Source organism: Xenorhabdus sp. Sc-CR9 (assembly GCF_963897815.1).
GTDB lineage: Bacteria > Pseudomonadota > Gammaproteobacteria > Enterobacterales > Enterobacteriaceae > Xenorhabdus.
Map to the genome: position 1 here is coordinate 1 of NZ_CAWQTY010000202.1, position 21,690 is coordinate 21,690.

At 40.7% G+C, this 21,690-nt stretch carries 18 protein-coding genes, 9 tRNA genes and 1 pseudogene; 18 read left to right on the forward strand and 10 right to left on the reverse strand.

Annotation, left to right across the window (positions count from 1 at the left end):
* Positions 1–245: 245 nt before the first annotated feature.
* The 5 genes from AACQ81_RS15440 (at position 246) to AACQ81_RS15460 (ending at position 2,569) form a co-directional block, all read left to right on the forward strand.
* Positions 246–605 carry a GNAT family N-acetyltransferase gene (locus AACQ81_RS15440; RefSeq protein WP_336885683.1) on the forward strand — a complete coding sequence of 120 codons (360 nt, stop codon included), beginning with the start codon at positions 246–248 and terminating at the stop codon, positions 603–605.
* Between the two features lie 200 nt (positions 606–805).
* Positions 806–1,435 carry a 3-hydroxyacyl-CoA dehydrogenase family protein gene (locus tag AACQ81_RS15445; protein WP_237387834.1) on the forward strand — a complete coding sequence of 210 codons (630 nt, stop codon included), beginning with the start codon at positions 806–808 and terminating at the stop codon, positions 1,433–1,435.
* 58 nt (positions 1,436–1,493) lie between these two features.
* Positions 1,494–1,817, forward strand: coding sequence for an IS630 transposase-related protein (locus tag AACQ81_RS15450; protein ID WP_237387835.1), 324 nt, complete (start codon positions 1,494–1,496; stop codon positions 1,815–1,817).
* Positions 1,795–2,325, forward strand: a complete 531-nt coding sequence (locus AACQ81_RS15455) for an IS630 family transposase (RefSeq protein WP_237387836.1) — start codon at positions 1,795–1,797, stop codon at positions 2,323–2,325. The genes AACQ81_RS15450 and AACQ81_RS15455 overlap by 23 nt, the downstream gene beginning before the upstream one ends.
* Positions 2,318–2,569 carry a 3-hydroxyacyl-CoA dehydrogenase family protein gene (locus AACQ81_RS15460; RefSeq protein WP_272903101.1) on the forward strand — a complete coding sequence of 84 codons (252 nt, stop codon included), beginning with the start codon at positions 2,318–2,320 and terminating at the stop codon, positions 2,567–2,569. Before AACQ81_RS15455 ends, AACQ81_RS15460 begins: the two co-directional genes overlap by 8 nt.
* A gap of 76 nt (positions 2,570–2,645) precedes the next feature.
* Here the strand turns inward: AACQ81_RS15460 and crr are convergent, their stop codons facing one another.
* The 5 genes from crr to cysZ all read right to left on the reverse strand — a co-directional run bounded on the left by crr (position 2,646) and on the right by cysZ (position 7,773).
* Positions 2,646–3,155 (reverse strand): PTS glucose transporter subunit IIA, encoded by a 510-nt coding sequence (gene crr / locus AACQ81_RS15465; protein ID WP_237387837.1) that lies wholly within the window; start codon positions 3,153–3,155, stop codon positions 2,646–2,648.
* Positions 3,156–3,202: 47 nt separating this feature from the next.
* Positions 3,203–4,930, reverse strand: a complete 1,728-nt coding sequence (gene ptsI, locus AACQ81_RS15470) for a phosphoenolpyruvate-protein phosphotransferase PtsI (protein WP_237387838.1) — start codon at positions 4,928–4,930, stop codon at positions 3,203–3,205.
* A gap of 131 nt (positions 4,931–5,061) precedes the next feature.
* Positions 5,062–5,319 carry a phosphocarrier protein Hpr gene (gene ptsH / locus AACQ81_RS15475; protein ID WP_092549817.1) on the reverse strand — a complete coding sequence of 86 codons (258 nt, stop codon included), beginning with the start codon at positions 5,317–5,319 and terminating at the stop codon, positions 5,062–5,064.
* 444 nt (positions 5,320–5,763) lie between these two features.
* Entirely contained in the window at positions 5,764–6,717 is a 954-nt protein-coding gene (gene cysK, locus AACQ81_RS15480; protein WP_237387839.1) for a cysteine synthase A, read from the reverse strand.
* A 285-nt stretch (positions 6,718–7,002) separates the two neighbouring features.
* A complete protein-coding gene (gene cysZ / locus AACQ81_RS15485) occupies positions 7,003–7,773 on the reverse strand; it encodes a sulfate transporter CysZ (RefSeq protein WP_237387840.1) in 771 nt (256 codons plus the stop codon).
* A 221-nt stretch (positions 7,774–7,994) separates the two neighbouring features.
* Here cysZ and zipA point away from each other — a divergent pair, with 221 nt between their 5' ends.
* The 6 genes and pseudogenes from zipA to AACQ81_RS15515 all read left to right on the forward strand — a co-directional run bounded on the left by zipA (position 7,995) and on the right by AACQ81_RS15515 (position 14,882).
* Positions 7,995–8,915, forward strand: coding sequence for a cell division protein ZipA (gene zipA, locus AACQ81_RS15490; protein ID WP_237387841.1), 921 nt, complete (start codon positions 7,995–7,997; stop codon positions 8,913–8,915).
* Between the two features lie 60 nt (positions 8,916–8,975).
* The gene (gene ligA / locus AACQ81_RS15495) at positions 8,976–10,991 is read left to right on the forward strand and encodes an NAD-dependent DNA ligase LigA (protein WP_237387842.1); all 2,016 of its coding nucleotides are present in this window, start codon (positions 8,976–8,978) and stop codon (positions 10,989–10,991) included.
* Positions 10,992–11,159: 168 nt separating this feature from the next.
* Complete coding sequence (locus AACQ81_RS15500) at positions 11,160–12,350, forward strand: NupC/NupG family nucleoside CNT transporter (protein WP_237387843.1); 1,191 nt, start codon at positions 11,160–11,162, stop codon at positions 12,348–12,350.
* Positions 12,351–13,220: 870 nt separating this feature from the next.
* Positions 13,221–14,372, forward strand: a complete 1,152-nt coding sequence (locus AACQ81_RS15505; RefSeq protein WP_237387844.1) for an aminotransferase class I/II-fold pyridoxal phosphate-dependent enzyme — start codon at positions 13,221–13,223, stop codon at positions 14,370–14,372.
* 60 nt (positions 14,373–14,432) lie between these two features.
* Positions 14,433–14,661: pseudogene (gene tnpA / locus AACQ81_RS15510) on the forward strand (IS200/IS605 family transposase); the annotation flags it as partial.
* A 77-nt stretch (positions 14,662–14,738) separates the two neighbouring features.
* On the forward strand, positions 14,739–14,882 hold the full coding sequence (locus AACQ81_RS15515) for a putative quorum-sensing-regulated virulence factor (RefSeq protein ID WP_237387845.1): 144 nt from the start codon (positions 14,739–14,741) through the stop codon (positions 14,880–14,882).
* Positions 14,883–14,953: 71 nt separating this feature from the next.
* On the opposite strand, the gene AACQ81_RS15520 is transcribed toward AACQ81_RS15515, so the two are convergent.
* The 4 genes from AACQ81_RS15520 to gltX all read right to left on the reverse strand — a co-directional run bounded on the left by AACQ81_RS15520 (position 14,954) and on the right by gltX (position 18,747).
* A complete protein-coding gene (locus AACQ81_RS15520; protein ID WP_237387846.1) occupies positions 14,954–16,300 on the reverse strand; it encodes an MATE family efflux transporter in 1,347 nt (448 codons plus the stop codon).
* A gap of 627 nt (positions 16,301–16,927) precedes the next feature.
* A tRNA-Ala gene (locus AACQ81_RS15525) sits at positions 16,928–17,003 on the reverse strand.
* 54 nt (positions 17,004–17,057) lie between these two features.
* Positions 17,058–17,133: transfer RNA gene (locus AACQ81_RS15530), tRNA-Ala, on the reverse strand.
* A gap of 198 nt (positions 17,134–17,331) precedes the next feature.
* On the reverse strand, positions 17,332–18,747 hold the full coding sequence (gene gltX / locus AACQ81_RS15535; protein WP_237387847.1) for a glutamate--tRNA ligase: 1,416 nt from the start codon (positions 18,745–18,747) through the stop codon (positions 17,332–17,334).
* A gap of 271 nt (positions 18,748–19,018) precedes the next feature.
* Here gltX and AACQ81_RS15540 point away from each other — a divergent pair.
* The 7 genes from AACQ81_RS15540 to AACQ81_RS15570 all read left to right on the forward strand — a co-directional run bounded on the left by AACQ81_RS15540 (position 19,019) and on the right by AACQ81_RS15570 (position 19,777).
* Positions 19,019–19,094 (forward strand) — tRNA-Val (locus AACQ81_RS15540).
* Positions 19,095–19,154: 60 nt separating this feature from the next.
* Positions 19,155–19,230, forward strand: a tRNA-Val gene (locus tag AACQ81_RS15545).
* Positions 19,231–19,273: 43 nt separating this feature from the next.
* A tRNA-Val gene (locus tag AACQ81_RS15550) sits at positions 19,274–19,349 on the forward strand.
* Positions 19,350–19,392: 43 nt separating this feature from the next.
* Positions 19,393–19,468, forward strand: a tRNA-Lys gene (locus tag AACQ81_RS15555).
* Positions 19,469–19,498: 30 nt separating this feature from the next.
* Positions 19,499–19,574 (forward strand) — tRNA-Lys (locus AACQ81_RS15560).
* Between the two features lie 30 nt (positions 19,575–19,604).
* Positions 19,605–19,680 (forward strand) — tRNA-Lys (locus AACQ81_RS15565).
* A gap of 21 nt (positions 19,681–19,701) precedes the next feature.
* Positions 19,702–19,777, forward strand: a tRNA-Val gene (locus tag AACQ81_RS15570).
* A gap of 210 nt (positions 19,778–19,987) precedes the next feature.
* Here the strand turns inward: AACQ81_RS15570 and mtnK are convergent.
* Positions 19,988–21,253 (reverse strand): S-methyl-5-thioribose kinase, encoded by a 1,266-nt coding sequence (gene mtnK / locus AACQ81_RS15575; protein WP_237387848.1) that lies wholly within the window; start codon positions 21,251–21,253, stop codon positions 19,988–19,990.
* Between the last annotated feature and the right edge of the window lie 437 nt (positions 21,254–21,690).

Genomic DNA, 21,690 nt, shown 5'->3' on the forward strand with positions numbered 1-21,690 from the left:
TAAATAACCGGTTATCGTCAGCAACACGTCCCCAAGCTCCCTTTCGACCGGGTAAGTAGGGCTCAAGTAAATTCCAAACATGATCGGAGATATCGTGACGGCGGTATGCTGGTGCGCTCATGGTTAAGTCGCTCTATTTATGGAATACAAATCTTATTATCACATAAAATTACTTATGACGACACTATCTAGAAGAAAATCTGGGCGGTGATCTGCGTAAGCTGGAAGAAGAAGAGGATGAGGACATTTTCTCTGATTTTCAGGCTTCTGTTTCAGAACAAGATCTGGATGACGCTTATGTGGAATTAGATCATTGGGCTGTATTCGGCTCTTTTGATAGGGATCGCTTGGTTTGTTCTGCCAGTATGTATCCTTGGGATAATGCGAAAATTGCCGATCTCGGTGTACTGACATTAGCCCCTTTTAGGTGCAAAGGTCACGCCAGAAAAGTAGTGCGCACGATCAGTAAATTCGCTCATTCTCAGGGATATGAACCTCAGTACCGATGCCAGCTCGATAACGCAGCATCTTCAGCATTGGCGAAAGCCACGGGGTTGACGCTGTTTGGTAAGTGGGAACTGGTTTCACCAGATTCGAAGAACTGAATTAAGTTAGTTTGAGTTAATTAGCTTGAACCAATTAGTCTGAAATATTCCTTTCATCTTGCCAGTTGACGCATTAACTGTGACAACTGGCAATTCATCCGATATATACCCGACAGATTTCACGTTGCTGCCAATAACGCAATGACGTGGAAGATGCCGGGTATTAACAATCGTTAAAAATCAATAAGAAAATAGTCATTATGTCAAAACTTAAAATAGCTGTAGTTGGTGGGGGCAATATTGGCTCCAGCCTTGCCTTCGACTGTGCTTTGCGGGGGCATGATGTGGTTGTTATTGAAAAAGATGCGCTTTCCTGCGAACAGAGCAAAGAGCGTATCATGGAGATCGCTAATTATGCCCCGTTGTTCAGTCCGCTCGCCAAGGGAAAAACTTCTGAGATGATCCTGCAAAACATCGTTTGGGCGCAGGATTTACAGGCCGTTTCCGATTGTGAATTGGTAGTGGAAAATATCACTGAAAATATTGAGCTAAAACAAGCAGTATATGCGCAAATGTCAGAATTTATCGCCCCCCATGCGGTATTGGCAGCAAATACATCTTGTATTCCTATCACTAAACTGGGTTCGTTCCATAGTACTCCCGCTCAGGTCATTGGGGTGCATTTTATGAATCCGGTTTATTTGAAACCGACTGTTGAGGTGATCATCGGCCTGAACACTTCCGGACAAACTCAGGAACGCTGTTTGGAACTTCTGTCTATATTGGGCAAAAATGCTGTTGTGGTGAAAGATGGTCCCGGTTTTGTCTCCAACCGAATTTCCCATTTATTTATGAATGAGGCCGCTTTTACCGTGCAAGATGGTGTATAGCAGAATCACAACACTGTGTCATAATACCAATGACTTCCAATAACAAGGCAGAATTGAAATGGGCTACAGTTTAGATTTCCGAAAAAGAGTACTGGCATACAAAGACAAGCATTCGTTGACGTTCGAACAAACCCGCGACCACTTTGAGGTTTCTATCCGCACCCTGTTTCGGTGGGGCAACAAAATAGAACCCTGCACGACACGTGATAAACCCCCGACGAAAATCAGCGACGAGACACTTATCGCCGATGTCCGGGATTATCCCGATGATTATCAATGGGAAAGGGCAAAACGCTTGGGTGTTTCACAATCCGCTATCCATTACGCCTTGAAACGACTGAAAATAACCTTCAAAAAAAATGCTAAAACACCCCGCCGCTGACGAACACGCCCGTCAGGTATTTGGCGAGCGTATCCGCCATCATGAACAGGCGGGCAAACCGATTGTTTATCTGGATGAAAGCGGCTTTGAACAGTCCATGCCACGTACGCACGGCTATTCGTTAAAAGGGTCGCGCTGTTTTGGTTTACATGACTGGCAGCACAAAGGCCGCATTAATGCCATTGGGGCCATCATTAAAAATACCTTTGTAACCTTAAGTTTATTCGCCGGAAATATTAATGCGAACGTGTTTCATGCCTGGATGACACAAGATTTGTTGCCGAAGCTCCCAAAGAATGCTGTGATTGTGATGGATAATGCCGCTTTTCATAAACGATGTGACACGCTAAAAGCGATCACTGAGCATGGATGCCAGTTAGAATGGCTTCCGCCTTACAGCCCAGATTTAAATCCTATCGAAAACAAATGGGCTGAAACAAAAACAACAAGAAGACGAGAAAGATGCTCTATTGATGAGCTGTTTACAGAACATGTAACCTATGTCTGATTATATTGATTCTGCTATAGCCCTGCCTGCGGATGTGGATGCGATATTTAAAGGCTGTTTCGGTCATAAAATGGGACCATTGGAAACGGCGGATTTGATTGGCATTGATACGGTCGTTAATTCCCTTGATGTGCTTTACCTGATGTTTCAGGATTCAAAATATCGGGTCTGTCCGATGATGCGGACGATGGTCGATGCAGGGCACTTGGGACGTAAAACCGGCAAGGGATTCTATACGTATTAAGTATTCGTCCCGCTAATAAATCGATGGTCTTATCTCCCTCTTATGTGGAGATAAGACCATCAAATTCACAGTTCTGTTATTTTTTGATGCGCATGATGACTGATTCACCTACGACGACAGACCCGGTTACTTTAGATAACTCTTTGATTTCATCCATGTTAGAAATAACAACAGGAGTCAGGGTTGATTTAGCTCTTTCTTCCAGAAATGCCAAATCAAACTCTAAAACCAAATCGCCCCTCTGTACCCGTTGACCTTCTTCAGCGATGCGCGTGAAGCCTTCACCTTTAAGTTCAACAGTATCAATACCAAAATGAACGAATAGCTCTATGCCACTATCGGACTCGATAGAGAAAGCATGGTTAGTTTCGAAGATTTTACCAATGGTGCCATTAACAGGAGCAACAATTTTGTTTCCTGTTGGTTTAATCGCAATACCATCCCCCACAATCTTTTCAGCAAAAACAACATCGGGTACATCTTCGATGCTGACTATCTCACCTGATAATGGGGCGATAATTTCAATACTGCCGCTATTTTTTTTATCGTCTGAAACCAGAGATTTTAATTTATCAAGCAGACCCATGAATCTTCTCCTAATTGTTTAATGGGACCGTGTTCTGGCTAATGTGTTTAGCAGAGTGTTTTTTCTCTGGTAAAAGTGTCAACCAAATCCATCAATTCCTGTGCTGTTGGCTGAGTTAAAGCTTGTTCTGCCAGGGCTTTTGCATCATTGTAATTAGTATTACGAATGATTTTCTTAATACGTGGAATTGATATCGCACTCATGCTGAATTCATCCAATCCCATGCCTAAAAGCAGCAGTGTAGCACGTTCATCACCAGCAAGTTCTCCACACATACCTGTCCATTTACCTTCCGTGTGTGAGGCGTCAATCACTTGCTTGATTAGACTCAACACGGCGGGTGACATTGGGTTGTAAAGATGAGAAATCAGCTCATTACCACGGTCTACAGCAAGAGTATACTGGGTTAGATCGTTCGTCCCAATACTAAAAAAGTCAACTTCTTTTGCAAGATGATGAGCAATGGTTGCAGCAGCAGGCGTTTCCACCATAATGCCGACTTCTATTAATTCATCAAATGCCTTGTTTTCATTGCGTAACTGCGCTTTGAGCAATGCTACTTCGGTTTTTAATTCCCGTATTTCTTCAACTGAAATGATCATCGGGAACATGATGCGAAGTTTACCAAATGCGGAAGCCCTCAGGATAGCACGCAATTGAGAATGTAAGATCTCTTTACGATCAAGGCAAATACGAATCGCACGCCAGCCAAGGAATGGGTTCTCTTCTTTCGGCAGATTCATATAAGGCAGATCTTTATCACCGCCGATGTCCATCGTACGAATAATAACCGCTTGATTTCCAACTGCTTCTGCAACCGCTTTGTAGGCTTCGAACTGTTCATCTTCAGTTGGCAGGACATCGCGATCCATAAACAGGAACTCCGTACGGTATAAACCGACTCCTTCCGCGCCATTGCGCTCAGCCCCTGTGACATCACGAACCGTACCGATATTGGCACAAACTTCAACTTGGTGCCCATCCAGAGTAATAGCGGGTAAATCTTTCAATTTCGCCAGTTCAGTTTTTTCTGTCAGATACTCGCTTTTTGTGGCTTTCAATTGCTCGATTTCAGCATCTGAAGGATTCACGTAAATCTGATTGTTAACCGCATCCAGAATCAGGTAGTTGTCGTTCTTGATTTGCCTGGTTGCGTTGGTTGTACCAACAATCGCAGGTAGTTCCAGAGAGCGGGCCATAATGGAAGTGTGGGAAGTACGACCGCCCAAGTCAGTAATAAATCCCAGTACCTTATCCAGATTGAGTTGTGCGGTTTCTGATGGGGTCAGATCGCTGGCAACCAGGATAACTTCTTCGTCAATTGAGCCTAAATCAATAATTGGCATACCCAGAATATTTCTCAGTAAACGTTTACCAATATCGCGTACATCGGCAGCACGTTCTTTCAAATATTCATCATCCAGTTCTTCCAGAGCCTTGGCCTGATCTTCAATGACGGAATAAACGGCAGAATCTGCTGTTGCCAGATTTTTCTTAATCAGGCTGATAATCTCCTGCTCTAGCTCTTCATCTTCCAGCAACATGATATGGCCTTCAAAGATTTCGGCCTTTTCTGCACCCAGATTTTTTTCGGCTGTTTTTCTGATTATTTCTAACTGTGCGGAGGATTTATCGCGGCCTTGCTTAAAGCGGGAAATTTCTTGTTCGACTTGTTCAGGGGTAATTTTTTTCTGATTAATAATTATGGGGTCTTCTTTCAGCAATAGGGCTTTACCGAAAGCAATACCTGGTGATACTAAGATGCCTGAAATCATACTATATGACCTTACTGCGGGTGATTACCTTTCATTGCGCCTTCAGGAGGGGAGGCTTTAAATATCCCCGAATTTTATGGTTCCGGGGATAATTGAATGAAATAGATTGGCTTAATTAGCGGGGTGGGGGGTTATTCCAACTCACCCATCAGCTTAACTAGGTGCTCAACAGCTTGTTGCTCATCTTCGCCTTCAGCAGCAATTGTTACAACTGTACCTTGAGTCAATCCCAGCGTTTGCAGCTTAAACAGGCTTTTCGCACTGGCAGACTTGCCTCCAGAAGTCAGGGTAATGTCAGAAGAGAAGCCTTTTGCTTCTTTGACGAATTGTGCCGCAGGGCGAGTATGGAGGCCGTTTGGTGCAGTAATGGTAACTTCTTGCTGGAACATAGTATTTCCTCAATAACTTAAATATTCGTTGAATAAGTCAAGAGAATTCTAAAGCTAGTGTAGTTGAATTCACTCGGACTTGTACAACCGTTAAATTGATAATGAAAGTAAAGTGTAGACACTTCATATTTCAGGCTGTGTTACTGCTGCAACTGCAACGCAAAATCCATTTGGTATAATAGTCATTATCAAAAAATTAACATACTTGATGCATTCAATTGTTGATTTAGTGTTAATACACGCTATCCGAGTAATGGCTGAATGAATTAACCCTCAAAGACGCCTGCTTGAAGATTAATTTCGTGCATCAAAATAATTACTGGTTAAATACTAAAGCTACTTGAATAAATCATCTAGGAAAGTTTTAAAGTTTGATCTAATGCACAAAAAAGCACCCTTAAGGCGCTTTTTGTTAATGTAGTAAAAAATAGTGCAGGATAATTTTTAATCACTCTGCAAATCAGCAAACAGGGCGGTACTCAGATAGCGCTCAGCAGAAGAAGGCAAAATCACCACAATATTCTTATCTTTATATCCATCTTCCTGCGATAATTTAACTGCTGCCGCAATTGCTGCACCTGAAGAAATACCGGAAAGAATTCCTTCTTTTACAGTGACTTCACGTGCTGTTCGAATGGCTTCATCGTTGCTGATTTTAAATACACGGTCAACTAATGTTAAATCTAAGTTATCAGGGATAAAACCCGCCCCAATTCCCTGAATTTTATGTGGGCCTGGTTTAAGCTCTTCGCCTGCTAATTTTTGACTGATAACAGGTGAATCTTCTGGCTCTACCGCAACGATAGTTACTTGTTTACCGCAGGTATTTTTCAGGTAACGGGCAACACCAGTGATCGTTCCTCCAGTGCCTACACCCGCCACGAAAACATCGACATTACCGTCAGTATCTTCCCAGATTTCAGGGCCAGTCGTTTTTTCGTGAATTTCTGGGTTGGCTGGGTTGCTGAATTGTTGTAGAAGTACATAACGGTCAGGGTTGCTATCATGAATTTCGTTGGCTTTTTCAATAGCGCCTTTCATGCCTTTTGCGCCTTCAGTCAATACCAAATCAGCTCCCAGTGCTTTCAGGAGCTTGCGGCGCTCAAGGCTCATGGTTTCAGGCATAGTCAATGTCAGTTTATAACCACGGGCAGCAGCAACATAAGCAAGAGCAATGCCTGTATTACCACTGGTTGGTTCAATAAGTTCTTTATCTTTAGTGAGGATGCCACGTTTTTCTGCATCCCAAATCATATTAGCGCCAATGCGGCATTTTACACTGAAACTGGGATTGCGTGACTCAACCTTCGCTAAGATACGACCATTGGCGAAGTTTTTTAAGCGTACTAACGGAGTGTGACCAACAGTCAACGAATTGTCTTCATAAATTTTGCTCATTGTTCGATTGCCCCTGAGATACCGTTAAATATTGGTTAAACATACGCTAACATCTTATTTATGGAAATAAGGTTTCAATCTATTGTTATTATATAAAAGAATATTGGATGTTTATTTTATATTATTTAGGCTATTTATGATTGGTATAACTATTTGTATTATTTTCGGTCATCGTGTCGATTTTCTGATTGATGTGATACATATCAGCAAATCATTAAACAAACCCCCTGATACATTTATAGCTTGTCGGGGGGCTATGTGTAGTTTTAAAGAATTCAAGCAGTTTTATACTGTGTGATTCAGCGCATGTTTTGCACGATAGCGATCAACCCACATTGCGGTAGCACCGCAAACCGCAACCGGCATAATGAATAGGTTTATTACGGGGATCATGGTTAATACGCTTACCGTTGCACCAAATTGAAGGTTGTCGATTTTGTTTTGTCTCAATGTATTGCGCATGGTGGCAAAACTGACTTTGTGGTTATCAAATGGATAATCACAATATTGGATAGCCAGCATCCAGGCACTGAAAATAAACCAAAGGACAGGGGCAACGGTTTGGCCAATTCCGGGAATAAAATAAAGCAATAAAAGGGCGATAGCACGGGGGATGTAGTAAAGAATTTTCACTATTTCACGTTTTAAAATGCGCGGCGTATCTTTGAGTAAGTCGATAATACCTGTATCTGGTGCAGGAATACCCGTCATGTCAGCCTCCAGTTTTTCTGCTAACAACCCATTGAACGGTGAAGCAATGAAATTGGCTAATACGCTGAAGAAATAGGTGAAAATTAGTAAGATGGAAATGACCGCAATTGGCCATATCAGGTAGCTTAACCATTGCATCCAGTCCGGTATTTTATTGAGTGTCCATTGTATCCAGCCATCCAATTTCTGGTATAACCACCAAAATGAACCACCTAGCAACAAAATATTAGTCAGTAAAGGCAATAAAACGAATTTTTTAATGCCAGTGCGAGTGATCAGCTGCCAACCTTGCACAATATAATGAAATCCGCCTAAATGTTTTGGCAACTTTGTCGAATTCGTCATATTTTCTTATTCTCTCCTAGATGATTGAGACGGTATGATATAGGCAGGATTTTCTACTGACCAGTAGTTTTGTGTTTAAAAAACATCCGAAAAAACAGAGGATATCTCTCTTTATGGTAAGAAAAGTATGTAGAGACTTGCACTTGTCTTATTTGACAAATACTCTTATCTAAAGAAGTTTCCGCCGTAGTGGCAATTAATTTAAACAACTAGAGATAGCAATGATGCAGGATTTGCGTCTGATATTAATCGTTGTTGGTGCGATAGCCATAATAGCTTTGCTATTACATGGGTTGTGGACCAGCCGTAAAGAGCGTTCATCACTCTTTCGTGATCGCCCAGTTAAACGTCATAAACAGGGGCGTCAGGAAGAGTTAGAGAATAATAATGATGAACTGTTTGATAATTCACCAAAAGCACCTGTACAGGAGTCGGTAAAACGGCGTACTGAACATCGTGCAGAGCCAGTTATTGAACGTCAAACATCTGAATCATCAGTGGCCGGGCATGATAATGGTTCGGACCCTTTACTTGAAAGAGATCAGACTGACGTACCAGCTACAGAAGCGAAAGTTGTCACTGAATCGCAGGAAGAGCCTCAGCTCGGGTTATTTGATTCCGTAGAACAAGCTGAGCCGAAAAGGGCAGAAGGCACTGATATTGCTGAAGGGCAACTAAAAGCGGTGGAAAATGAAGCACAGGCCGAGCCTGAGCAAACTCAAAAAGAAACTGTACTGGTGTTACATGTTGCCGCTCATCATGGTCAGGAACTGAATGGTGACGTCTTACTTCAAAGCATTTTGCAGGCTGGTTTCCGGTTTGGTGATATGAATATTTTCCATCGCCACTTGAATCCATCGGGCAGTGGTGCTGTGTTATTCAGTTTAGCTAATATGGTAAAGCCGGGTTCATTTGATCCAGACCTAATGGTAGATTTCACGACTCCCGGGATATCCATGTTTATGCTGGTGCCTTCATTCGGTGATTCCAATCAGAATTTCAAGCTGATGCTACAAGCGGCACAGCGCATTGCAGCAGATGTAGGTGGCGTAGTTCTGGATGGTGAGCGTAAGATGCTCACTCCGCAGATGATCGAAGTCTATAAAGCGCGTATCCGCAATACGCTCAACGTCAGTGAATAACTCTTTTTTAGTATTAAACCCCCGCTAAGTCGGGGGTTTTTTCATCTCTGGTGAGAAGTCATGAAAACTATTATCGAAAAAATCAACGGATTAAGAACAATATTGCGTCATCATGAATATTTGTATCATGTTATGGATGCGCCAGAGATCCCTGATGCAGAATATGATCGTTTAATGCGGGAATTAAAAGCGCTGGAAGAGCAACACCCAACGCTGATCACGGCTGACTCTCCCACACAACGTGTAGGCGCAGCCCCATTGACGGTTTTCGAACAGGTGCGCCATGAGATCCCTATGCTGTCTTTAGATAACGTATTTGATGAAGAAAGTTATCGGGCATTTGATAAGCGTGTTCGTGACCGTCTGAAAGATAGCCGGGATTTGGTATTTTGTTGTGAACTGAAACTCGATGGTCTGGCTGTCAGCCTGTTATATGAAAATGGAGAATTGGTGCAGGCAGCAACGCGCGGAGATGGAACAACAGGGGAAAACATTACCACTAATGTTCGTACTATCCACGCTATTCCCTTGCGTTTGAAAGGGAGGAATATTCCGGCCCGTGTTGAAATCCGTGGTGAAGTGTTTATGAAACAGGCGGGGTTTGAAAAACTCAACGAAGAAGCCCGCCGCACAGGTAATAAAGTCTTCGCCAATCCCCGTAATGCAGCGGCCGGATCATTACGTCAGCTTGATCCACGTATTACCGCTAAACGTCCATTGACCTTTTATTGCTATGGTGTTGGCGTTCTGGAGGGTGGAGAACTGCCTGCAAGTCACTATCAACGTTTGATGCAATTCAAAAAGTGGGGATTGCCAGTCAGTGACAAAGTGAAACTGTGTCAGGGTACTCAACAAGTGATGGAATTTTACCATAACATTGAGCAACAGCGCCCGACATTAGGTTTTGATATTGATGGTGTTGTTGTTAAAGTCGATTTCCTTGAATTACAGGAAATGCTGGGTTTTGTTGCCAGAGCACCACGTTGGGCAACGGCTTTCAAATTTCCTGCCCAAGAACAGATGACGACTGTGCGTAATGTTGAATTTCAAGTCGGACGTACCGGAGCGATTACGCCAGTGGCGCGTTTGGAGCCTGTATTGGTCGCGGGTGTGACTGTCAGTAATGCCACATTGCACAATGCCGATGAAATTGAACGTTTGGGGCTGCGTATTGGTGATACTGTAGTTATTCGTCGTGCTGGAGATGTTATCCCGCAAGTCGTTGGTGTTATTCATGAGAATAGACCAACAGAAAGTCAGGAAATAGTTTTCCCAGAACATTGTCCTGTTTGTGGTTCAGATATCGAACGCGTTGAAGGGGAAGCAGTAGCCCGCTGTACGGGGGGCTTATTCTGTGGAGCACAACGCAAAGAGGCGCTGAAACATTTTGTTTCCCGCCGTGCGATGGATGTTGATGGCATGGGCGAAAAAATTATTGAGCAGCTTGTTGATAAAGAATATGTCAAAACACCGGCTGATCTTTTCCGTCTGACCGCTGGAAAATTGACGGGTCTTGATCGAATGGGGCCTAAATCGGCACAAAATGTCATTAATGCTTTGGATAAATCCAAGAAAACCACTTTTGCTCGTTTTATTTATTCCTTGGGAATTCGTGAGGTTGGGGAAGCGACTGCTGCCAATCTGGTTGCACACTTTGGTACCTTGGAAAAATTGCGTGTAGCGGATACGGATGCATTAGTTGCAGTGCAGGATGTGGGAGGCATTGTTGCCAGCCATGTCGTGAATTTCTTTAGCGAACCACATAATCAGGCTGTAATTGATGATTTGGTCAATAATGTTGGGATCCTTTGGGAATCTGTTGAAAGCCCGAGTTTGGATGAAATTGATAGCCCATTTGCCGGTAAAATTGTCGTATTGACGGGTTCATTAAGCCTTTTATCCAGAGACGAGGCCAAAGATAAACTGATAGCTTTAGGTGCGAAAGTGACGGGGAGTGTTTCCAAAAAAACGGATTTGGTTATTGCCGGGGAAGCAGCGGGCTCCAAGTTGGCTAAAGCCAATGAATTAGGCATTCCTGTTATTGGTGAAGAAGAAATGATCCGCTTATTGGGTTAATAATTTTTACTTAAAAGTGAAATCTAGGAAAGTGTGACCGGATTGGCTAAACAGAAATTTGTAGCGTTTAATTAATAGATTTATGTGATGATTATAAAAATCTACTGTTATCCGTTACATATAATATAGTTACAAATTTGCACAGCATCATGTTTGGAGTTCTTTTTTATGTCTCATATTTTTCATTTTTTCCTTGCATTGGTTGTGATTGGCGGTCTGTCGATTTTAGCGAGTAATAACCGAAAGGATATTCGAATTCGTTATATTATTCAGTTATTGATTATTGAGATTTTTTTGGCATGGTTTTTCCTGAATTCTAATGCTGGTTTGGGGATTATTAAGGCATTTGACAATCTGTTCGTCCATTTGTTGTCTTATGCGGCGAAAGGAACCAGCTTTATTTTCGGCGGAATGATGGAAGCGAATCTGGCATTTTTCTTCCTGAATGTATTGTGCCCAATCATCTTCATTTCTGCTTTGATTGGTATTTTACAACATATCAAAGTATTGCCGATTATTATCCGCGCGATAGGTACAGTGTTGTCTAAAATTAACGGCATGGGCAAGCTGGAGTCGTTTAATGCGGTTAGCTCACTGATTCTAGGGCAATCAGAGAACTTTATTGCTTACAAAGATGTACTGGGTAAGATGTCTGAGCGCCGGATGTATACGATGGCGGCGACGGCAATGTCTACAGTATCCATGTCTATTGTGGGTGCCTATATGACGATGCTGGATGCAAGATACGTGGTAGCAGCGCTGGTACTTAATATGTTCAGCACCTTTATCGTCTTGTCGCTCATTAACCCTTATTCTGTTGAGAGTGAAGAAGAAATCCATATGAGCAACCTGCACGAAGGACAAAGTTTTTTTGAAATGCTGGGCGAATATATTTTGGCTGGTTTCAAAGTCGCATTGATTGTTTCTGCAATGTTGATTGGTTTTATCGCCCTGATTGCGGGTATCAATGCCATTTTTGACTTAGTGTTTGGTATTACTTTCCAAGAGTGTCTGGGGTATGTGTTCTATCCTTTGGCGTGGATCATTGGTATTCCGGGCGATGAAGCGCTGAAAGTAGGCAGTATCATGGCGACGAAACTCGTTTCCAATGAGTTTGTGGCAATGCAGGGCCTGCAAGAAATTTCGGCTGAACTGAGCGAACGTTCAAAAGGCATTCTGTCGGTATTCTTAGTTTCCTTCGCTAATTTCTCATCTATTGGGATTGTTGCTGGTGCCATTAAAGGACTTAATGAAAAACAGGGTAACACGGTTGCACGTTTTGGCCTGAAGCTGCTGTTCGGTTCTACTCTGGTGAGCTTCCTGTCTGCGGCAATTACAGGGCTGATCATGAGTATTTAAGCTCCTTCTATAAATTAAACGTTATAATGAAATGAATAAAAGTGGCATCTTGACAGATGCTACTTTTTCTTTTTAAAAATTTAACGTTTGTGGCAATTGTTATATGAAATGGCAACATGAAATCATTGTTACCAGTATTTATGGTAGTTACTTAATTGAATGGAACCGTTCATGAAATTGTTTTCATTACAGCAATAATTCAGAATGCAAAAATGAATATGTCACTATTACAAAATATTATTTATCTATAAATTAAAATATATTGGATGGCGGTTTTTCTAATTATGTGAATTTTATCATGTATTGCTTGTGATAGTTACAATTTGAATCAGGAATGAAACTCCTTTGTATTATACCCTTGTTCTATTGTTACGATGAAATATTATCTGCTTTTCCCAAGAATAGCCTTCCATGTTATACGGAATAATATAAATAATATTGGTTACAGTTCAAAAAATATCTATTTATAAAAAGTAAGGTTAAGTGCTAATTTGCGTAAATTAAAATGTGTATTTATTTTATTGATGTAGATAAATTTATAATAATTATAAATTAACGTGGTGATTTAAAATATATATATAAAATTATAAGGAGTGGTAAATAGCAATGTTTATCATGTATTACTGCTGAAATATATAACCTAGAGGTCTTAATCTAAACTCCCTATTTGTTCTAATCAATTCACTAAAATCTTAGTGAGAATATTTATCATCATTTTTAATTCTTATTTTTATACAAGGAACCAGGACTATGAATAAATTTAGTCATACTGCCTCAAGAATAGATGACGATCATCGTGACATTGCGCGATCTAACGATTATCTACAGAGTATAGCTGAACGTTACGACCATTTTGTCTCTGAGGGCAAAATGGATATGATTGGTAGAGTATTTCATAGCATTCCTTGCAGGAATGCTTCCGTTAGCTACAGTCCTACCAGTGCCGATAGCGCACTTATACGTGATGTTTTGCATTTAGGCTCCTATAACTACTCTGGACTCAATGGCCATCAAAGCATCATTGAATCCAGCATCAATGCAATTCATCATTATGGAACCACATCCAGTGGCGTACGTCTTCTTAATGGTACTAGTGACTTACATCTTGAAATGGAGCAACGGCTGGCTAAATTCCTTGGTGTAGAAGAAGTCATTACTTTCAGCTCAGGATTCAGCGCTAATCTCGCTGTCCTCTCGACTCTATGCCGTGAAGGTGACGTAGTTTTCAGTGACATGCTCAACCATCAATCTATTGTTGATGGCCTGAAATTGAGCAGTGCAACAGTTCGAATTTATCAACATGCTTCTCTAAAAAGTCTTGAGAACAAACTGCGTCAAACTTCATTTCAAGCACGCAAATTTATTATCACCGATGGTGTTTTTAGTATGGATGGTGATTTAGCACCATTGCCTGGTATTGTCGAGCTAGCACGAAAATACAATGCCTTTGTCATTGTTGATGACGCGCATGGCACTGCACATGTTGGCCCGAACGGCCGAGGAAGCTGTGCCCACTTTGGAATAACTGATCAAGTTGATATTATCACTGGTAGCTTGAGCAAAGGCTTACCAGGCATTGGCGGGTTTATTGGCACAAATAAGAAAACAGGAAAAATCCTCCGCGTTGCCGCAACACCTTATATTTACTCTGCTTCACTCCCTCCGGCCGTGTTAGCTTCAGTCATGAGTGCTATCGATATTCTTGATGCCTCATCACAATTGACCTTAGAGTTGCAAGCTAAGGCAGAGTATTTCCGCCAAAAATTACGTGATGCGGGATTTAATATACTCAACAGCGAAACTGCCATTGTGCCATTGATTACAGGTGATGAACATCGTTGCTATACAATGGCTCGTATGCTTCATGAGAAAGGTATATACGTTAATCCTGTGGCATATCCTGCTGTAAGTAAAACACGTACACGAATACGGATGAATTTGAGCGCGAATTTGAGCAAAGAAGAGTTGGACTATAGCATTCACATTTTAATCCAAATTGGACAGCAACTGGATTTAATATGACTTCACAAGGGGTTTCCCAATTGACTAAAACCAAAATTTTTTGTATCTGGTAGCCCAATTATGAAAAATTGTGAAGTATTAGAGTTAAATATCTAGCTAGACCATATATATCTAGTCGTCATCATTCCTCCCTAAATTATTGGTATCAATATTGATGGGACTCCTCAAAAGTTGGAGGGACATCAGGCTTTATAAGCTATTTCCTCATATATAAAAAAGACTGTGGGGTAATCACTTTTGGGCAAGGGGATATTTTGTTGATATGGTAGGAATGAATGAAGCCATTATTGGATACCCAATTTAAAACCGCCTTCTTTGAAGGTGGTTTTTACGTCAGGATATATTCAGGTTAAAGAGGTGAATACAATGAAAAAAGAAAATTTGCTGGAAATCGCTAACACAGTTATGCCATTTGGCAAATATAAAGGGCATATGCAGACTTTACCTATTGGAGTCAGAGAATGGGTGGTAAATACGCACCTAATGAAGCGTATGACAACGAAAGAATAAGTAGCGAAACGGTCGCTCTCTTACCGTTGCGCTGCACTTGAAATCCATTAGAAATACGTTCTTAATGTTGTTTATTTTACCAGTTTTTTAAACTTAGAGTTCAATATAACCGAAAGCACTATCGCATTGACAATTAAACCTGAAACCAGCCCATACCAAAAACCAACCAACCCCATTCTTTCTGTAATGATATCTGTTAGCCCTAACGTAAAACCCAAAGGGACTCCCACAACCCAATAACCAAAAATAGGTGCATAGAACACAACTTTTGTTTCATGTAATCCTCGAAAAACACCCGATAATATAAACTGAAAAGCATCAAAGAAATAGAATAGGCACAAGAACATCACAATACTAACAGCCGTATTTATCACAAGAATATCTTTTGTATATAAAGTAATAATGGATTCAGCATATAGATAGAAAATAGCACATAATACAAAGGATATTAATGAGCCAGTAGCGGTTGCTATAGTACTAAAGCGTAATATTGATTGGATGTCTCTTTTGGCTTTTAAATAACTGACTCTTACTGTTGTGGCAGTGGAAAATCCACCACTTACGGTAAACATCAGGGAAGATATAATTAACAATATATTATTGGCGGCGATGTAAACAGGGCCTAGAGTAGCAATGCCAAATGAAATAATATCAAGAAAGAGCAATTCAATAAAAAGAGCCATTCCACTTGGAATACCGATTGAAAATAATCTTTTTAAATTTTCATTGAATTTCAAAGAGAATTTAAACTGGTATTTTTTATACTCCTTTTTGTATAAGAAATAAATAACGAGAACAATGGCACTAAGAGTATTGATAATTGCTGTTGCTATGCCTGCACCTACTCCTCCCATCTCTGGTATACCAAATTTACCAAATATGAAAGCATAATTGAGAGGTATATTAATAAGAAGAGCAATACAGGAAATATACATAGCAACTTTTGTATCTTCGAGTCCTTGCAGTAGAGAGCGAAATACGTTGAATATCATCACTCCGGGTACACCAAATGCCATGGCTGTAATATAACCATCCGTAATATTCACTACATTTTCATCAACACCAATAAGAGACAGTATCTGTACAGCAACGAACAGGAAAATAATAATGGGTATTGATAAAATGAGTGAAGCAGTTATGTAATTGTTTGTGCACTCTTTTATTTCATCAATATCATTATGAGATCTGTATTTTGCTACATCGGCAGCCAACATAATAATAACACCGTATCCCAATATAAAGATAGGAAACCAAATGCTACCTCCAAGAGAAACCGCCGCTAAATCGTTTGTTGAATAATGGCCTGACATGATAGCATCGACCGCACCCATAGCTGTTCTGGCAAGTTGCGTTATTATAATCGGGCTTGATAATAAAAAAAGATATTTTACTTCGCCCAACAATCTTACCTTTTGCATGTTTTTCCTTATTGGATTTTTTATTACATTATTTTATCTAGATTAAAAAATAAAAACGCCTTTGCATGATGTTGCGTTCAATCTCTGATTTATTTCTTATTAAGATTAGTAAAAGATAGACATTGGCACTAAAACGAGGCTGAGTTTTATTAAAAATGAGTAAATGCTTTGTTTTTAATAAAATAGGTATAACAAAATATGGTACTATTGAACCCAATAACTTTTCTATCATAAAAAAACCAATGATACAATTAGTTATTGACTGTTCTTCTAATAAAATGTTATAGGAATCTAATTTTAATGTGAATCCAAGTTATTTATCATCTCTAACTTAGATTATGCTCACATTTATTTTATATCATCTATGCTTATACCCATTGAATTTCAAGATGCAGAGCGATGGCGAGGAACGAATTCCCTGGAGCATAGATAATTATGTGACCGAGGTGAGTGAGCGCAACCAACAAAGTTGCAACTTGCAAGACGACAGGTATAAATAACTATGAATTAGGCCATGTGTACAGTGATGCTATTTTTTGATCGTAGGAAAATGACAGACTAATTTCATTATATTTGTCTAAAAGAAAATCCCCTGAGAACTTTCGTTTTCAGGGGATTATAGAATTTTGGTGGAGCTAAGCGGGATCGAACCGCTGACCTCTTGCATGCCATGCAAGCGCTCTCCCAGCTGAGCTATAGCCCCACGAATGTTGTTCAGGTTTTGAGTGCCAAATACTGACTGGAGATTACAAGTATTTGGTGGAGCTAAGCGGGATCGAACCGCTGACCTCTTGCATGCCATGCAAGCGCTCTCCCAGCTGAGCTATAGCCCCAAATCAAAATCCTGTGGAACGGGGCGAATCATATGAAACCCAGAGAATTCTGTCAATGGATTCATTAATATTCTCTGTGTAAGCGCTGAAAAAGCCATCAATAGGTAATGCAGGCAGTAAAAATAAAGACACTGCAATAGATTGAGTGCCTTTATCTACTTCATCTTTTACTTTTACATCAAATTATTAAATGGTGATTTATTGTGCTTCACGCTGAGCAATATAAGATAACGCCTTATCAATACGAGACAAAGAGCGGGGTTGGTTGATGGCATGAATCGTGACATCAACACTTGGAGACTGGCCGGCACCCGTCACAGCAACACGCAGTGGCATACCCACTTTACCCATGCCAACTTCCAGTTCATCAGCCGTTGCCTGAATTGCATGATGGATATTTTCTGCTGTCCATTCAGTGATAGCTGCCAATTTTGCACGGACAACTTCTAATGGCTGGCGAGCAACAGGGCGTAAATGTTTCTTCGCAGCATCCGCATCGAATTCAGTAAATTCTTCATAGAAATAGCGGCAAGAACCTGCCATTTCTTTTAAAGTCTTGCAGCGTTCACCCAACAGCTTGACCAAATCAACTAATTCTGGGCCAGTGTGTGTATCGATAGCTTGCTGTTCAATATGCCACGCTAAATGTACAGCAACTTTTTCTGCTGGCAGGGTATTAATGTAATGATGATTCAACCATTGCAGTTTTTCAGTGTTAAACGCGCTGGCGGATTTGCTGATAGCATCCAGGCTGAATAATTCAGTCATTTCGTCAACACTGAAAATTTCCTGATCGCCATGTGACCAACCCAGACGAACCAGATAGTTCAACAGAGCTTCTGGCAGATAACCGTCATCGCGGTACTGCATCACACTGACTGCACCATGACGTTTGGATAATTTTTTACCATCATCTCCAAGGATCATGGAAACGTGGGCATATTCTGGAACCGGAGCACCGAGGGCTTTGAGGATATTGATTTGGCGCGGAGTATTGTTGATATGGTCTTCTCCACGAATAACATGGGTGATTTCCATATCCCAGTCATCAATGACAACACAGAAGTTATAAGTTGGCGAGCCGTCGGTACGGCGAATAATCAAATCATCCAGTTCCTGATTGCTGAATTCAATCGGGCCACGGATGCTATCATTAAAAATGACCGATCCTTCCTGCGGGTTGCGGAAACGTACAACATGGGGTTCATCATGGCTGTGTTGGCACTCGTTGTCACGGCACAGCCCGTCATAGCGTGGCTTTTCACCGTTTGCCATTTGTGTTTCACGCAGTTGCTCCAAACGTTCTTTGGAACAATAACAGCGGTAAGCTGTACTCTGTTCCAGCATTTCATCAATAACTTGATTATAACGGTCGAAACGTTTGGTCTGATAATAAGGGCCTTCATCCCAATTTAGGTTTAACCAGTTCATCCCGTCCATAATTGCATCAATGGCTTCTTGAGTGGAACGTTCCAGATCGGTGTCTTCAATACGAAGAACAAATTCACCTTTATTGTGGCGGCTGTATAACCAGGAATAAAGGGCAGTACGCGCACCACCAACGTGAAGGTAGCCAGTTGGACTTGGCGCAAAACGGGTTTTAATTTTACTCATCAGGAATTGCCTTAATTACGTTTCTCTTGTTTAGAGAACGTTTTGGATGATTGGTGTAACAAATAGTGGGAATCATTTTATCACCGCACTTCAATTCCTCAATGCTGTTAACAGTAGGTTGTTGAGAAAAGACAAAATGCATTGACTAGATGATACCGCAGCGTGATTATAATTGTTTCATTCTGTTTAATTTTACGACGAACGATTATTTTAATAATAAAAACCGTTGACTCACCTCGAACTATCCCTATAATGCGACTCCATCACGACGGGGCGATTAGCTCAGTTGGTAGAGCATCTCCCTTACAAGGAGGGGGTCATCAGTTCGAATCTGGTATCGCCCACCATACTCACGTAGTGATAAACAACGTTAGTGGTAACGTTGTGATAAAAATGATTTTATGATTGGGCGATTAGCTCAGTTGGTAGAGCATCTCCCTTACAAGGAGGGGGTCATCAGTTCGAATCTGGTATCGCCCACCAATCATAAATCAGTGGTATTGATGTCGTTATAGTCATCTGAAGTGGGCGATTAGCTCAGTTGGTAGAGCATCTCCCTTACAAGGAGGGGGTCATCAGTTCGAATCTGGTATCGCCCACCACTTCATTAGATTGTTTCGCAGTATCACACCTGATATTTAGAATGGGTCGTTAGCTCAGTCGGTAGAGCAGTTGACTTTTAATCAATTGGTCGCAGGTTCGAATCCTGCACGACCCACCATTCAAATATCAAAATCAAAATTATCTAATTGGGTCGTTAGCTCAGTCGGTAGAGCAGTTGACTTTTAATCAATTGGTCGCAGGTTCGAATCCTGCACGACCCACCATTTAGATATCAAAATCAGAATTGCCTAATTGGGTCGTTAGCTCAGTCGGTAGAGCAGTTGACTTTTAATCAATTGGTCGCAGGTTCGAATCCTGCACGACCCACCATTTAGGTACAGAAATTGAAGTGGGCGATTAGCTCAGTTGGTAGAGCATCTCCCTTACAAGGAGGGGGTCATCAGTTCGAATCTGGTATCGCCCACCACTTCATCTAAACACTTCCAGCCTGAAATTCTATTTCCGTTACTACATCCTGTTTTGCATAATTTTTTCAGTAAAGTATCTAACCAATCAGTTGTCTTTTCTATTCCATTGGAAATTATGAATAACAGCATTGAGTTCAGAATGAGCTTGGTAACAAGACAGATGAAAATGCCACTTGCTTGAAGTTATTTATCCATTTCATATTTTCCTTTTAACACTGTGCTATATAGCGTCGAATGAGAGAGAAATTAGGGTATCTTTCTCTATTCACAATCAACTCTCGTGCTAATTTCAGCGCGCTTTTCTCATAAATAGCACGCTGGTTTTGATCTTCTATCAATTTGAAATCGGCAACACCGGCAAAGCCAATAATACGGCGATTGATTTCGAAACCAGCATAAGCAAGGGTATCTTTAAATAGGGTGGATAAAAAATCGTCTTGTGCTGTTTTCAAAAATGAGACATCAAATGTGCCTTGTTGATAAAGCGTGGTGGGATAGGCATCCCCTATCTTTTTCTCATTCCATAACTGACGGAAATGACGGTCGAATACTATCCAGGTTGTCTCTATTTGCTCCAGCAACCAGATCTGGTAATCGACACATTGTGCATTAGTTTCCCGCAGGGCGGGCTGGACAAAATAGGCCATCAATAAATTACCGATATAGTTACCGATATCAAACGCCATTGGACCCATGAAACTAAATTCTGGGTCAATCATTTTTGTAGAATTTGGTGTCACCATGATGGAACCGGAATGGAGATCGCCATGTAGCAAGGCTTGTGCTTGTGTCATAAATTGATACTTATACTGCATAGCTGATTGAATTAACGCGCGATCTTGCCAAATGGAATAAACTTCGTCATCAAGTTGAGGGGACGTCCAGTTATTTCGTTCCGCGTTGAAATAAGGCTCTGTGAAAATCAAATCTTCGGTGATTTTGCAAAGTTCATGATTATTGGTGAAGCGGGCAATCAGCTCTTTCTTCTCCTTACTGGGCATTCCAATATCTGAGGTATGGAAGAGTGTATTGGCGAGAAAAATCCCAATATCTTCCGCAAGATGAGAGAATTTTTTTCCGGCAATTAGTTGATTACGTAGGATGATATGCTGAGATAAATACTCCATTACGAAGAGAGACATTTTTTCGTCATAAAAATAAACCTCGGGGACATACTTTCCGGAAACTTTACGTTCTTCAATCAAAGCATGGTATTCAAAATACGAACGAACAAGAGAAAGCTGCCATGATTCACCCGCTACCCGAACATAGGGCAAGGCTTGCTTCACAACAATTGTCTTTTCCTTTCCAGAAACAATAAATACTAAGTTGAGATTCCCATCGCCAACCTCCTGTATTTTCCAAGTTTCAGGTTCACCACCTAATGAAATTGTTGTTGGTAAATTTTTAGCAAGATAGAGTGGTAAAGATTCACTGGTTTGTGGGATATACCCTGTAGGGATATGAGCAGACATTATTTTTCATCCTGATAATTTCATGAATAAACGTTCATAAACTGCACATCGATAACTTATTCTGCTGTAATAATTTTTACAATTCTTGGATTCGCCTAATGAGTGCAGATATATTTTCACAAATATATTTCGTTAAGCAACGAAGTGAAATCATGAAATAATAAACAAAAAAATTCACTTTATACCTTTTGTTCTCTAATGGAGATAAACAAAAAACCATAGAGACAATTTATTCATCAGAATATTTATATTGTAAATTAAAAAGGGTTATCTGTAACTTTATTAAATAGATTAAAGAAAGAATATTTGATAAATAAGATTTCAAAATAGTAGATCACTTGAAGGGAACTCAGTCCGATTTTCGCGATCTGATTAATCGCCAAATCAAAACAAATCCCAAAATGGACTGAGTCATGCCAATCATAACATCAATACCC